Source organism: Streptomyces katrae, from assembly GCF_000717655.1.
GTDB classification, from domain to species: Bacteria; Actinomycetota; Actinomycetes; order Streptomycetales; family Streptomycetaceae; genus Streptomyces; species Streptomyces katrae_B.
In genome coordinates this window covers 1-12,859 of sequence record NZ_JNZY01000026.1, presented here as the reverse complement: position 1 = coordinate 12,859, position 12,859 = coordinate 1, and the positions used below count along the sequence as shown (strand labels likewise).

Annotated in this window: 15 protein-coding genes, 1 tRNA gene and 1 riboswitch; of the genes, 10 read left to right on the top strand and 6 right to left on the bottom strand. The window is 69.3% G+C overall.

Going from position 1 to position 12,859, the window contains the following annotated elements:
• Positions 1 to 173: 173 nt before the first annotated feature.
• A complete protein-coding gene (locus IF09_RS0127175; protein ID WP_030299877.1) occupies positions 174 to 1,475 on the bottom strand; it encodes a PTS transporter subunit EIIC in 1,302 nt (433 codons plus the stop codon).
• A gap of 246 nt (positions 1,476 to 1,721) precedes the next feature.
• Between IF09_RS0127175 and IF09_RS0127170 the strand changes: the two genes are divergently transcribed.
• The 4 genes from IF09_RS0127170 to rdgB all read left to right on the top strand — a co-directional run bounded on the left by IF09_RS0127170 (position 1,722) and on the right by rdgB (position 3,933).
• A complete protein-coding gene (locus tag IF09_RS0127170; protein WP_030299876.1) occupies positions 1,722 to 1,955 on the top strand; it encodes a glucose PTS transporter subunit EIIB in 234 nt (77 codons plus the stop codon).
• Positions 1,956 to 2,072: 117 nt separating this feature from the next.
• Entirely contained in the window at positions 2,073 to 2,798 is a 726-nt protein-coding gene (gene rph / locus IF09_RS0127165) for a ribonuclease PH (RefSeq protein ID WP_030299875.1), read from the top strand.
• 104 nt (positions 2,799 to 2,902) lie between these two features.
• On the top strand, positions 2,903 to 3,289 hold the full coding sequence (locus IF09_RS0127160; protein ID WP_030299874.1) for a hypothetical protein: 387 nt from the start codon (positions 2,903 to 2,905) through the stop codon (positions 3,287 to 3,289).
• A 38-nt stretch (positions 3,290 to 3,327) separates the two neighbouring features.
• Positions 3,328 to 3,933, top strand: coding sequence for an RdgB/HAM1 family non-canonical purine NTP pyrophosphatase (rdgB, locus tag IF09_RS0127155; protein ID WP_030299873.1), 606 nt, complete (start codon positions 3,328 to 3,330; stop codon positions 3,931 to 3,933).
• 61 nt (positions 3,934 to 3,994) lie between these two features.
• On the opposite strand, the gene IF09_RS0127150 is transcribed toward rdgB, so the two are convergent.
• The 4 genes from IF09_RS0127150 to bcp form a co-directional block, all read right to left on the bottom strand.
• Positions 3,995 to 4,070: transfer RNA gene (locus IF09_RS0127150), tRNA-Leu, on the bottom strand.
• Between the two features lie 21 nt (positions 4,071 to 4,091).
• Positions 4,092 to 4,937: an HNH endonuclease signature motif containing protein gene (locus tag IF09_RS0127145; protein WP_030299872.1), complete on the bottom strand. Its 846-nt coding sequence runs from the start codon at positions 4,935 to 4,937 to the stop codon at positions 4,092 to 4,094.
• Entirely contained in the window at positions 4,934 to 5,560 is a 627-nt protein-coding gene (locus IF09_RS0127140) for an HNH endonuclease (RefSeq protein WP_030299871.1), read from the bottom strand. Before IF09_RS0127140 ends, IF09_RS0127145 begins: the two co-directional genes overlap by 4 nt.
• Before the next feature lie 139 nt (positions 5,561 to 5,699).
• Entirely contained in the window at positions 5,700 to 6,167 is a 468-nt protein-coding gene (gene bcp, locus IF09_RS0127135) for a thioredoxin-dependent thiol peroxidase (protein ID WP_030299870.1), read from the bottom strand.
• Positions 6,168 to 6,278: 111 nt separating this feature from the next.
• Between bcp and IF09_RS0127130 the strand changes: the two genes are divergently transcribed.
• The 3 genes from IF09_RS0127130 (at position 6,279) to IF09_RS0127120 (ending at position 7,508) form a co-directional block, all read left to right on the top strand.
• The gene (locus tag IF09_RS0127130; protein WP_030299869.1) at positions 6,279 to 6,596 is read left to right on the top strand and encodes a DUF3618 domain-containing protein; all 318 of its coding nucleotides are present in this window, start codon (positions 6,279 to 6,281) and stop codon (positions 6,594 to 6,596) included.
• 46 nt (positions 6,597 to 6,642) lie between these two features.
• Positions 6,643 to 6,987, top strand: coding sequence for a GroES family chaperonin (locus IF09_RS0127125; RefSeq protein ID WP_030299868.1), 345 nt, complete (start codon positions 6,643 to 6,645; stop codon positions 6,985 to 6,987).
• Positions 6,988 to 7,078: 91 nt separating this feature from the next.
• Positions 7,079 to 7,157, top strand: a riboswitch (guanidine-III (ykkC-III) riboswitch).
• Between the two features lie 30 nt (positions 7,158 to 7,187).
• A complete protein-coding gene (locus IF09_RS0127120; RefSeq protein WP_030299867.1) occupies positions 7,188 to 7,508 on the top strand; it encodes a DMT family transporter in 321 nt (106 codons plus the stop codon).
• Positions 7,509 to 7,542: 34 nt separating this feature from the next.
• Here the strand turns inward: IF09_RS0127120 and IF09_RS0127115 are convergent, their stop codons facing one another.
• Positions 7,543 to 9,996 carry a transglycosylase domain-containing protein gene (locus IF09_RS0127115; protein ID WP_030299866.1) on the bottom strand — a complete coding sequence of 818 codons (2,454 nt, stop codon included), beginning with the start codon at positions 9,994 to 9,996 and terminating at the stop codon, positions 7,543 to 7,545.
• A 175-nt stretch (positions 9,997 to 10,171) separates the two neighbouring features.
• On the opposite strand from IF09_RS0127115, the gene IF09_RS0127110 reads away from it, so the two are divergent.
• The 3 genes from IF09_RS0127110 to IF09_RS0127100 are packed head-to-tail and all read left to right on the top strand — an operon-like array spanning position 10,172 to position 12,839.
• Complete coding sequence (locus IF09_RS0127110; RefSeq protein ID WP_030299865.1) at positions 10,172 to 10,999, top strand: ABC transporter permease; 828 nt, start codon at positions 10,172 to 10,174, stop codon at positions 10,997 to 10,999.
• Complete coding sequence (locus tag IF09_RS0127105) at positions 10,992 to 11,864, top strand: ABC-2 family transporter protein (protein ID WP_030299864.1); 873 nt, start codon at positions 10,992 to 10,994, stop codon at positions 11,862 to 11,864. Before IF09_RS0127110 ends, IF09_RS0127105 begins: the two co-directional genes overlap by 8 nt.
• A gap of 6 nt (positions 11,865 to 11,870) precedes the next feature.
• Positions 11,871 to 12,839 (top strand): ABC transporter ATP-binding protein, encoded by a 969-nt coding sequence (locus tag IF09_RS0127100; RefSeq protein WP_030299863.1) that lies wholly within the window; start codon positions 11,871 to 11,873, stop codon positions 12,837 to 12,839.
• The last annotated feature ends 20 nt before the right edge of the window (positions 12,840 to 12,859 follow it).

Below are 12,859 nucleotides of genomic sequence, written 5' to 3'. Positions count from 1 at the left end.
CTACACCAATCCGTGGTGTAGACCAGTTGTAGCATGGTCGGGGATAGATAAGGAACCTTCGATTTCCTGTGGTCTACACCACACTCGGCTCCAGTGGGCCACCCGCGGCCCGGCACAAGCGGAAGGCCCCCGGATCCCGTGGATCCGAGGGCCTCGACACGGTGGAGCGTCCGTTACGCCTTCGTGTTGTCCGCCTGCATCGCCGCGATCTCCTCGTCCGACTCCCGGCCCGGGGTCGGGATGTCGAACTTCGTGATCGCGAAGCGGAATACGACGTAGTACACCACCGCGAAACACAGGCCGATCGGAATGATCAGCAAGGGCTTCGTCGCCAGGCCGAAGTTGATGAGGTAGTCGATCAGGCCCGCCGAGAAGCTGAACCCGTCGTGAACGCCCAGCGCCCACGTCACCGCCATCGACACGCCCGTCAGCACCGCGTGGATCGCGTACAGCACCGGCGCGACGAAGAGGAACGAGTACTCGATCGGCTCCGTGATGCCCGTCACGAACGAGGTCAGGCCGACCGACAGCATCAGACCGGCGACCTCCTTGCGCCGCTGCGGCTTCGCACAGTGCGTGATCGCCAGCGCCGCCGCAGGAAGCGCGAACATCATGATCGGGAAGAAGCCGGTCAGGAACTGCCCGGCGTTCGGGTCACCCGCCAGGAACATGTTGATGTCACCGTGCACCGTCGTCCCGTCCGGCTTGGTGTAGCTGCCGAACTGGAACCACACCGGCACGTTCAGGAACTGGTGCAGGCCGATCACCAGCAGCGCGCGGTTGGCCACGCCGAAGATGCCGGAGCCCCAAGAACCCAGCCCCACCAGCCAGTCGGAGAAGCTCTCCAGCGCGCTGCCGACCGGCGGCCAGATCCACAGGCAGAGCGCGGCGAACCCGATCGCCACGAACGACATGATGATCGGCACCAGCCGGCGGCCGTTGAAGAAGCCCAGCCAGTCCACCAGCTTCACCCGGTGGAAGCGCTGCCAGAACCAGGCGGCCAGCAGCCCCATGACGATGCCGCCGAACACCCCGGGGTTCTGGTACGTGAACTCCACGAACGTGTTGTTCGGCCCCAGGCAGCCGCCGCCGATGTCCGCGGTGCCGACCGGGCAGATGTTGGGAAAGGCGTGCAGCACACCCCGGTAGACCAGGAAGCCCGCCACCGCCGCGAGGGCCGTCGAACCGTCCGCCTTCTTGGCCATGCCGATCGCGACACCGACGCAGAAGAGCAGCGGCAGTCCGATGTCCGCGTTCAGCAGGGCGCCGCCCGCGGCCACCATCACCTTGGCCACGATCGTCCAGTTCAGGCCCTCCTCGCCCAAGACGCCGGGCTGCCCCAGCCCGTTGAGGAGCCCGGCCGCGGGCAGCACCGCGATCGGCAGCTGAAGACTGCGCCCCATCTTCTGCAACCCCGGGTACAAGCCGCTCCACCACTTCGGCTGCGGTGCTGCTTCGGCACTGCTCGCGCTCATCGGCGTCCTCCTGGCGGGCCCGTTTGGGCAGGTGCGCCCCGTACGGCACACTGGTGTAGACCACTTATGGTGCGGTCGCACTCACCCGCCCGGAGGGCAGGTTGCCGCTGATCGTCATCATTCGACAGAAGCCGGACCCGCGCTCGCGTAGCTGGGCCAACAGTGGGCTACCGTGACAAAGCGGACCGCGCTGGCTGGAACAGGGCCGCCGAGACTCGTTCTTCGTAGAACTCCAGGGAGAAACACATGGCCACCAAGGCTGAGAAGATCGTCGCCGGGCTCGGCGGCATCGACAACATCGAAGAGGTCGAGGGCTGCATCACCCGCCTGCGCACCGAGGTCATCGACCCCAGCAAGGTCGACGAAGCCGCCCTGAAGGCCGCCGGCGCCCACGGCGTCGTCAAGATGGGCACCGCGATCCAGGTCGTCATCGGCACCGACGCCGACCCGATCGCCGCCGACATCGAAGACATGATGTAACCACGCAGTCAGCGCCGCGCGAGCCGAACTCCCGCTCGCACACCCTCCACGAGGCCCCGTCCCGCACCCGCCCGGACGGGGTCTTCGCGTATCCGCGCACCGACTAGGCTCGGACGCATGTCTCGCATCGACGGCCGCACGCCCGAACAGCTCCGCCCGGTCACCATCGAACGCGGATGGAGCAAGCACGCCGAGGGCTCCGTCCTCATCTCCTTCGGCGACACCAAGGTCTTCTGCACCGCCTCCTTCACCGAAGGCGTCCCCCGCTGGCGCAAGGGCAGCGGCGAAGGCTGGGTCACCTCCGAGTACTCGATGCTGCCCCGCTCCACCAACACCCGCGGCGACCGCGAATCCGTACGCGGCAAGATCGGCGGCCGCACCCACGAGATCTCCCGCCTCATCGGCCGCTCCCTGCGCGCCGTCATCGACTACAAGGCCCTCGGCGAGAACACCATCGTCCTGGACTGCGACGTCCTCCAGGCCGACGGCGGCACCCGCACCGCCGCCATCACCGGCGCCTACGTGGCGCTCGCCGACGCCGTCGCCTGGGGCCAGCAGAAGAAGCTGATCAAGGCCGGCCGCAAACCGCTCACCGGCACCGTCGCCGCCGTCAGCGTCGGCATCGTCGACGGCGTCCCCCTCCTCGACCTCTGCTACGAGGAGGACGTGCGCGCCGAGACCGACATGAACGTCGTCTGCACCGGCGACGGCCGCTTCGTCGAGGTCCAGGGCACCGCCGAAGGCGAGCCCTTCGACCGCAAGGAGCTCAACGCCCTCCTGGACCTGGCCGCCGGCGGCTGCGCCGACCTCGAGGCCATCCAGCTCGGCGCGCTCCAGCTCTAAGCAGAACCACGGGGCGCGCTCCTGCGTCCCCTTGCATACGGGCGCACGGTGTCAAAGCCGTGCGCCCGTCCTCGCATCCGTGCCGATCCTGGGAGACCCGAACCATGAACCCGAAGCACCGCATAGCGGCGGTCGTGCTCGCCGCGGCTCTCGCCGTCCCGGCGCTGACGTCCTGTGACGCGATCTCGACGGCGATGGACTGCGCGAACACGGCGGTGGCCATCACGGACGGCGCGAACGATCTCCAGCAGGCGGTCTCCCAGGCCGGCAACAGCCCGCAGGACGCCCAGAACGCGCTGAACCAGATCGAGACGAACCTCAAGAAGGTCGGCGACCAGACGGACAACGCCGACCTCAGCAAGGCCGTCTCCTCCATGACGACGGCGGTGAAGAACGTCCGCACGGCCATCGAGAACGGCAACCCGAACCCCGACATCCAGCCCGTCGCCGACGCGGCGCAGGAACTGTCGAAGGTCTGCACCCCGGGCTGAACCGCCACCCGCCCGGAGGGGACCGGATAATGGACGGCATGACCAGCAGCCTGATCCTCGCCACCCGCAACGCGGGCAAAATCGCCGAGCTCCACGCCATCCTGTCCGACGCCGGCCTGCCGCACGAGCTGGTCGGCGCGGACGCGTACCCGCAGATCCCGGACGTCAAGGAGACGGGCGTCACCTTCGCCGAGAACGCCCTCCTCAAGGCCCACGCCCTGGCCCGGGCCACCGGCCTGCCGGCGATCGCCGACGACTCCGGCCTCTGCGTGGACGTCCTGAACGGCGCCCCCGGCATCTTCTCGGCGCGGTGGGCGGGTACGCACGGCGACGACAAGGCGAACCTGGACCTGCTGCTGGCCCAGCTCGGGGACATCGCCGACGAACACCGCGGAGCCCACTTCGCGTGCGCGGCGGCCCTGGCCCTCCCGGACGGCACCGAACGCGTCGTGGAAGGCCGCCTCCCCGGCACCCTCCGCCACACCCCCTCCGGCACCGGCGGCTTCGGCTACGACCCGATCCTCCAGCCCGAGGGCGACACCCGCACCTGCGCGGAACTCACCCCGGCGGAAAAGAACGCCATCTCCCACCGCGGCCAGGCCTTCCGAGCCCTGGTCCCGTTCATCCGCGCCTTGCTGGGCTGAGCCCGGGTCTGCCACGCCGAAGGCCCCGTACGCAGAAATCGCGCACGGGGCCTCCGTGGAGTGGGCCCGGTGGGACTCGAACCCACGACACACCGGACCTAAACCGGCGCCCTCTCGGCCAGCTGGGGTACGGACCCATCGCGGCTACTTTACTGTGCCTACCCCTGTGCTGTGCGGCGAGATCGTTTCGCGAACGTACCCGTCTGGCTGTGGCAGGACGGGCAGAGGTAGCGGAGATTCTCGCGTCGGTTGTCCAGCCGGTCCCCGTTGATGTGGTCGATCTCCAGGACGAGCCGTTTGCCTCGCCAGGTATCGCCGATTCCGCATTCGTCGCAAACGTGCGGTACGTCGAGGTCATCAAGTGCGCGGCGCAGTACGGCTGTCTTCTCGCGGTTGGAGCCGGCTTCCAGCCGTTGGAGGATGCCCTCCGGCGGCCTGCGGGACGGTGAGGTCCGTCCTGCGGTGTGGCCCTGCCCTGTGAAGTGCTCTGTCGATATGCCGTACTCCTCGATGCTCCGTCTCGCCTTGCCGCGAGCGGCCCCGCTGAGCTCGTGGTGCCCAAGTGATCGCATTACTCCCGCAAGGCTCTGGGACTCGGCCACGGCACGGGTGATCTCCTCGCCTGGGAAGAGCCGCTCTCTGGCGCGCAGTTGTGTGGTGAAGTGCGACGTATCGATATCGAAGCGATCGAGCTTCATCCGAAGGTGGCCGAACGCGCTGTCGTAGGGTGTGACGCCCATGTAAGCGAGCATCTCCGCGATGCTGTGCGAGTGGGCTGCGGCCTCCGCCAGCCGCTCCTTCGTGTACGACTGCGGGATTCGGGCGGGAAGCGCCTCGTCGACGAAGTGTGACGTGTCGATTCCGTAGTGGGCCAGTCGTTTGCGCAGGTAGTTGCGAGGGCCGCTCTCGAGCGAGACGCCAAGTCGGCGCATCAGATCCACGAGGCTGGCGGCGTCTCGGGCGCTCCTTGCGAGCAGATCGCGGGTGTACCGTCGGCTGTTCATGCTGAGCGCCGCCGGTTCCGACCGCGGTAGGTATCGGTCGCGGCGTGGCAGTTGGGGCACATGAGCCGCAGGTTCTCTGCCCGGTTGTCCCACCAATTGCCGTTGACGTGGTCGACTTCGTGGCGGAGCGGCTTGCCGTTCCACTCCACTCCGACGCCACACTCCGCGCACTCCTCCGGCACTCCGGACCCGAGCAGAGCCCTGCGCAGCCGCTCGCCTGGGATCCTGCCCTCTTCGGGTGTCCGCACGGCGAGCGTGGGGCCCAGAGATCCTTTTGGCCTTTGCTTCCGCGTCGTGGTGAAGTGCGAGGTGTCGATGTCCAGCGCCGCTATCCGTCGGCTGATGTGCGTGTGGTTGCCGCCGACTTGGCTGATGCCGAGCCGGGAGACCACCTCCCTGACGGACGTCGAGGTTGCGACCAACTCCCGCAGTCGTTCTTCCGTGTGCCGCACCCACTGCGTCGGGAAGTGGGAGAAGTCGACGCCTGCCTCCTGCATCTTCGCGCGCAGGTAACGCCTGGAGCCCGGCGTCGGGGTGCCCCCGCACCAGATCACCGCGTCGTTGAAGTTCGTCGTGGCCCGAGCCGCCTCTTCCAAGAGGTCCCGTGTGTATCGCACCGCCATCGTTGCCCCTCCGGTCCGGCCACGCGTTCGTGGCCTCGTACGGGTTAACGAACCGATATGTGAACAGTTACGTCCGATAAACGGAGCGGCCCGCACCGGTGTGTCGGTGCGGGCCGCTGGTGCGGAGGGCCGGCCGGGGTCAGATGTCCAGGTCCTTGATGATCTTGGCTACGTGGCCCGTGGCCTTGACGTTGTAGAGGGCGCGTTCGACCTTGCCCTCCTCGTCCACGATCACCGTGGAGCGGATGACCCCGGTCACCGTCTTGCCGTACAGCTTCTTCTCGCCGAACGCGCCGTACGACTCGAGCACCTTCTTCTCCGGGTCGCCGACCAGGGTGACCTTCAGGTGCTCCTTCTCGCGGAACTTCGCCAGCTTCTCCGGCTTGTCCGGGGACACGCCGATCACGTCGTAGCCGGCCTCGGCCAGCACCGCCAGGTTGTCCGTGAAATCGCAGGCCTGCTTCGTGCAGCCCGGCGTCAGGGCCGCGGGGTAGAAGTACACGATCACCTTGCGGCCCTTGTGGTCGGCGAGCGAGACCTCGTTGCCGTCCGCGTCGGGCAGGGTGAAGGCGGGGGCGGTGTCGCCCGGCTGGAGTCGCTCGCTCATGTCAACAGTCTCCTCGGGAGGGGATCGGTACGGTCCGAGACTAAGCTGACAGACTGTTCATGGCGGACTACGCCCCCATGCGACCACGACCACGACGACGGAGGCAGCGCGGTGCCGGAAGCCAGGACCCCCGCACAGATCGAGGCGGACATCGTCCGCCGCCGCGAGCAGCTCGCCGAGACGCTCGACGAGATCGGCGTGCGCATGCACCCGAAGACGATCATCGGGGACGCAAAGGCCAGGGTCGCCTCGACCGTGGACCACACCGCCGGGCGTGCCGTCGTCGCCGTGAACCGTCTGCTGACGGATGTGCGGGCGAGCTTCCGCCACGAGGACGGTACGCCGCGTCCCGCGCGGATCGCGCCCGTCGCGCTGCTCGCGGCGGGTGTGATCGGCCTGCTCGTGGTGTCGGCGCGGCGCAAGCGCTGATGACCCTGCGGCGCACGGGCGGGGCGCGGGCGGGTAGGTTCGTGGCGTGAGCGACAACACCACCACCCACGACAAGCTGCCCATCCGCATGCTGCACGACCGCGTGCTCGTGAAGTCCGACTCGCCGGAGGGCGAGCGGCGCTCGGGCGGCGGCATCCTGATTCCGGCGACCGCTGCCGTGGGCAAGCGGCTGGCCTGGGCCGAGGTGGTCGCGGTCGGGCAGAACGTACGCAGCGTGGAGCCGGGCGACCGGGTGCTGTACGACCCCGAGGACCGGGCCGAGGTCGAGGTGCGGGGTGCGACGTACGTGCTGATGCGCGAGCGGGATCTGCACGCCGTGGCCGCGGAGCGGCTGGAGGGGTCCAAGGACTCCACCGGGCTGTACCTGTAGGAGCCCCGTAGAGATCTGCCGGAACTGCTGGAACCTGTGGGGATCGATCGTTGAAGGGCCGGTGACCGGGGTCACCGGCCCTTCTGCACGGGTTTTGCTACGGTGGTGGGGAACCCCCGACGAGACGCGCCGTACCGGGTAGCCGTGGCTGTACGACAAGACGACGCACCCCGTTCGCTCTCGTTCCGGAGGTGCCTGTCATGGCCTGGGTTCTGCTTCTCGTCGCCGGTCTGCTCGAGGTCGGCTGGTCGATCGGTATGAAGTTCACGGAGGGCTTCACCCGGTTGTGGCCGAGCGTGTTCACCGGTGCCGGGATCGTCGCGAGCATGGTGCTGCTCTCGTGCGCCGCCAAGAGCCTGCCGATCGGTACCGCGTACGGCGTCTGGGTGGGCATCGGTGCGGCCGGGGCCGCGGTGCTGGGCATGGCGGTGCTGGGTGAGCCCGTCACTGCCGCCCGTATCTTCTTCATCTGCCTGTTGCTGGTCGCCGTGGTGGGGCTGAAGGCGACCTCCGGTCACTGATCCCCCCCCGTACGGGTTAGTCCCGCGCTTCCGGTCATTCCAGGTAATCCGACCGGGGCCGGCCGCGCGGGCGGCCGCCGGTGATGCCGCCCAGGGCGCCTGCGGTGGTGCCGGCCGTGGTGCCCGATGCCGTTCCTCCGGTGGTTGCGGTGGTCCCGGACGTCGTTCCCGTGGTGGCGCCCTCGTTGCTCTGGCCCCCGGTGGTGTCGCCTTCCGTGGTCCGGCCCTCGGTGTCCTGTCCCTGGTTCCGGCCGCCCTCGTCCTGGTCGCCGTCCGGCGGTGTCGGCCGGTTCGGCCGGTTCGGGCGGTTCGGCCGGCTCGGCGGTGCCGGGGATTGCGGGGTGTCCTCGTCCGCCGTGGGCTCCGGGCTGCCCGGGACGAACGGCGGCGGGGACGGGGCGGCGCCCGGCTGGAGTTCGAGGTCGAAGTCCAGCGGGTCGCTGCCCTCCAGGGCGGTCTTCGTGTACTGCGCCCAGATCCGGGCCGGGTAGCCGCCGCCTCCGATCCGGGCCTCGCCGAGTGCCCCGTACAGGGATTCCAGGGCGCCGGTGTCGGGGTCCTGGCCCATCATCGAGACGACCGTGACCAGGTCGGGGGTGTACGCCGCGAACCAGGCGGAGCGGTCCAGTTCGCCGGTGCCGGTCTTGCCGGCGGCCGGGTGCCCGGCGGCGAGGGCGGCCGTACCGGTGCCGTTGTCGACGACGCTGACCAGCATGGACGTGGTGGTGTCGGCGGCTTCTCGGCTGACGGCCTGCTTCGGGGTGCGGTCGGGCAGGGGGACGCTGTCGCTGCCCTTGGTGATCTTCTCGACGAACGTGTACGGGGTGTGGCGGCCGTGGTCGGCGAGCGTCGCGTAGGCCTGGGTCATGTCCAGGACACTGGCCTGCATGGTGCCGAGGGCCATGGCGGGGCCCGCGACGAAGTTCGGGGTGTTCTCCGGGATGCCGAGGTCGATGGCGGTCTTCTTGACCTTGGCGGTGCCGACGTCGACGACCATCTGGGCGTAGACGGCGTTGACGGACAGGTCGGTGGCGGTGTTGACGGTGATGTCCCCGTACGACAACTGGCCCTCGTTCTCGGGGGCGTAGGGGGTCCGGGTGCCGACGACGCGGCGCTTGTTGTCGCCGTTGTAGACGGTGTTGGGGGTGATCGGGCGGCCGTCCTGGGTGCGGGAGTCGTTCTCGACGGCGGCGGCGAACACGAACGGCTTGAAGGTGGAGGCCACCTGGTAGTCGTGCCGGGTCGCGTTGTTGACGTACTGCTTGGTGTAGTCGATGCCGCCGTACATGGCGACGACCTTGCCGGTGGCCGGGTCGATGGAGACCCCGCCCGCCCGTACGACGCGGTCGGCCTTGCGCGTCTCCGGGTCGAGCTCGTCGGCCATCTTCTGGTCGACTGCGTCGACGAAGGCGTTCTGGCGGCGTTTGTCGATGGTGGTGGTGATGCGGTAGCCCCCCTCGGCGAGGGTCTTCTCGTCGAGGATCTTGCGCTCGACGATGTGGTCCTTGATGGCCTCGACGAGGTAGCCGCGCTGTCCGGAGAGGCCGGCGGCCGGGCGGACCTTGCCGGGTTCGGGGAACTGCGTCGCGGTCCGCCCGGCCGCGGGCAGCCACTGCTTCTTGACCATGCCGTCGAGTACGTAGTTCCAGCGGGCGAGCGCGCGGGTGCGGCTCTGGGGGTGGGCGACGACGTCGAAGGCGCTGGGGGAGTTGAGGAGCGTGGCGAGGTACGCGCCTTCGGCGGTGGTGAGTTTGCCGACGTCCTTGCCGTAGTAGGCCTGGGCGGCGGCCTGGATGCCGTAGGCGTTGCGCCCGAAGTAACTCGTGTTGAGGTAGCCCTCGAGGATGTAGTCCTTCGATTTCTCGCGGCCGAGTTTGATCGCGATGAAGAACTCCTTGACCTTGCGTTTGATCGTCTGTTCCTGGCCCAGGTAGTAGTTCTTGACGTACTGCTGGGTGATGGTCGAACCGGATTGGGTGCCCTTGCCGGTCGCCGTGTTCCAGGCGGCGCGGATCATCGCCTTGGGGTCCACGGCCCGTTCGGAGTAGAAGTCCCGGTCCTCGGCGGCGAGTACGGCTTCCTGCACCGTGCGGGGGATCTGCGAGAGGGGAACGTTGACGCGGTTGACCTCGCCGTCGCGGGCGAGCTGGGAACCGTCGGCGTAGAGGTAGAGGTTGGACTGGGCGGTGGCGGCGGCGTTGGCGGGCGGGATGCGGACCAGCAGGTAGCCGGCGACGAGGGCGCCGATGACCAGCAGGGCGAGCAGCAGGAGGGTGCCGAGGACCATGCGCCAGGTGGGGACGAGGCGGCGCCAGCCGGTCCGCTTCCGTTTCCGCTCGGCCTTGTTGGCGGCGCTGCGCGACTGCTTCCCGCTGGAAGGCGCCTGCGACTTCCGCGTCTCCTGCGGCGGCGGCTGCTGGGCGGGAGGTGTTGCGGGGGTGTCCGGGTCACGAGGGGTCCAGCCCGGTGGTGGTGACTGGTCGCTCATCGCCAGGACTCCTCGATGCCGTACGAAATATCCACATCTGTACTCCGTGCTGTCTACCTGATGACCGCTCATTCCGCTTCGGACGGGCGTAAACCGGTCGCGTGGATCGCCCCTCCGCACTAAGCTCGCGCGCTTTGGCCGACGTAGGAACGACCAGGGAAATCGGAGGGATACGGTGCGCCAGGCAACGGCTCGCAGAGCGTGGCTCTATCCGGCCGTCGCGGCCGGCGGGTTCCGGCGCTACGCCACGTACGGGACGGCGACGGCGGCAGGGGTGTTCACCAACACCGTCTTCGGCTTCATCCTCGCGTACACGTACGTCGCGCTGTGGGACGAGCGGCCCGGACTGGGCGGTTACGACCAGGCGCAGGCGCTGACCTTCGTCTGGGTGAGCCAGTCGCTGCTCGCCGCGGGCGCGCTCATCGGCGGCGGTTTCCAGGAGGAGATGCAGGAGCGCATCCGTACGGGTGACATCGCCGTCGACCTGTACCGGCCGGCCGATCTGCAGTTGTGGTGGCTAGCGGCCGATCTGGGGCGCGCCGGCTTCCAGTTGCTCGGGCGCGGGGTGGTGCCGCTGCTCGCGGGGGCGCTGGCGTTCGAGCTGGCGCTGCCCGCCGATCCGGTGCGCTGGCTGCTGTTCCTGGTGTCCGTACTGCTCGGGCTGGTCGTCAGCTTCGGGATCCGGTACCTGCTGGGGCTGGCGGCGTTCTGGCTGATGGACGGGGCCGGGATCAACCTGGTGGCCGTCGTCGTCACGATCTTCTGCTCCGGGATGCTGCTGCCGCTGACGGTCTTCCCGGGAGGCTTCGGCGAGATCGTCCGCGTGCTGCCGTGGGCGGCGATGATCCAGGTGCCGCTGGACGTGCTGATGGGCGAGCGCGCCGGCGCCGGGGGCGCGGTCCGGGCGCTGGGCTTCCAGGCGGGGTGGGTGCTCGTACTGCTGGGCGCGGGGCGGCTGTTGCAGTCGGCGGCGACGCGGAAGGCGGTGGTCCAGGGTGGCTGAGGCGGTGGTGGCCGCGGCGCGGCGGCCCGGAGAACCGATGGAGGTACCGGCGCGGAACCGGGCCGTGGAGGGGTTGCGCGGCTACGGGCTGATCGTGGCGATGTGGGTCCGCTCGACGATGACGTACCGGACGTCGTTCCTGCTCTCCACCTTCGGGAACGCGGCGATCACGCTCCTCGACTTCGTCGCGATCTGGATCATGTTCTCGCACGTGGACGTGCTCGGCGGTTTCACGCTGCCCGAGACCGCCCTGCTGTACGGGTCCGCCTCGGCCTCGCTCGGGCTCGCGGACCTGCTCCTCGGCAATGCGGACCGGGTCGGCCTCCGGATCCGCGACGGCTCGCTCGACTCCATGCTGGTGCGCCCGGTCCCGGTGCTCGCGCAGGTCGCGGCGGACCGCTTCGCGCTGCGGCGGGTGGGGCGGATCGGGCAGGGCGTGGCGGTGCTGGTCTGGGCCGTCTCGGCGCTGGACGTGGAGTGGACGGCCGGGAAGGTCTGGCTGATGCCGGTGATGGTCGTGGCCGGGGCGGCGATCTTCGGGGCCGTGATGGTGGCCGGGGCGGCGTTCCAGTTCGTCGCCGGGGACGCGGCGGAGGTGCAGAACTCCTTCACGTACGGAGGCAACACGATGCTCCAGTACCCGCCGACGGTGTTCGGGAAGGACCTGCTGCGCGGGGTGACGTTCGTCGTGCCGCTGGCCTTCGTGAACTGGCTGCCCGCCCTGTACGTGCTGGGGCGGCCCGATCCGCTGGGGCTGCCGGGGTGGGTGGCGTTCCTGAGCCCGCTGGTGGCGGTGGTGGTGTTCGTACCCGCGTCGCTGGTGTGGCGTGCGGGTCTTCGTTCGTACCGGAGTACGGGGAGCTGAGCGGCTGTGGGCACGGATGTGCTGATCGAGCTGGACGACGTCGAGAAGGTCTTCGACGTACGGCGCCGGGTGGGCCTGCTGCGGCGGGAGAAACGGCAGGTCAGAGCGGTTGACGGGATCAGCTTCGAGGTGGCGCGGGGCGAGGTGGTCGGCTACATCGGGCCCAACGGCGCCGGGAAGTCGACCACGATCAAGATGCTGACCGGCATCCTCACGCCGAGCGGCGGCCGGCTGCGGGTCGCGGGCATCGATCCGGCGCGGGAGCGGATGCGGCTGGCGCACCGGATAGGGGTGGTGTTCGGGCAGCGGACCACGCTGTGGTGGGACCTGCCGCTGAAGGACTCGTACGGGCTGATGCGGCGGATGTACCGGATCCCGGCGGCCCGGTTCGAGGAGAACCTCGAGCGCTGCGTGGACCGCCTCGACCTGGCCGAGCTGCTGGACGTCCCGGTACGGCAGCTTTCGCTGGGCCAGCGGATGCGCGGGGACATCGCGGCGGCGCTGCTGCACGATCCGGACGTGCTGTACCTGGACGAGCCGACGATCGGGCTCGACGTGGTGAGCAAGGCGAAGGTACGGGGCTTCCTGCGGCAGTTGAACGCGGAGCTCGGCACGACCGTGCTGCTCACCACCCATGACCTGCAGGACATCGAGCAGCTGTGCGAGCGGGTGATGGTGATCGACCACGGGCGGCTGATGTACGACGGGGCCCTGGCCGGCCTGCACTCGATGGGGGAGGGCGGCGGAGAGCGGACGCTGGTGGTGGACCTGGAGCGGGAGCTTCCGGAGATCAGCGTGGCGGGGGCGCGGGTGGTGAAGGTGGACGGCCCGCGGCAGTGGCTGGCGTTCCCGGCGGGGACGTCGGCGGCGCCGCTGGTGGCGGAGGTGGCGGCCCGGTACCCGCTGCTGGACCTGTCGGTGCGGGAGCCGGACATCGAGGACGTGATCGCGCGGATGTACGCGGGGCGGGGGTGAGGGCCCCCGGGGGTCTGGAG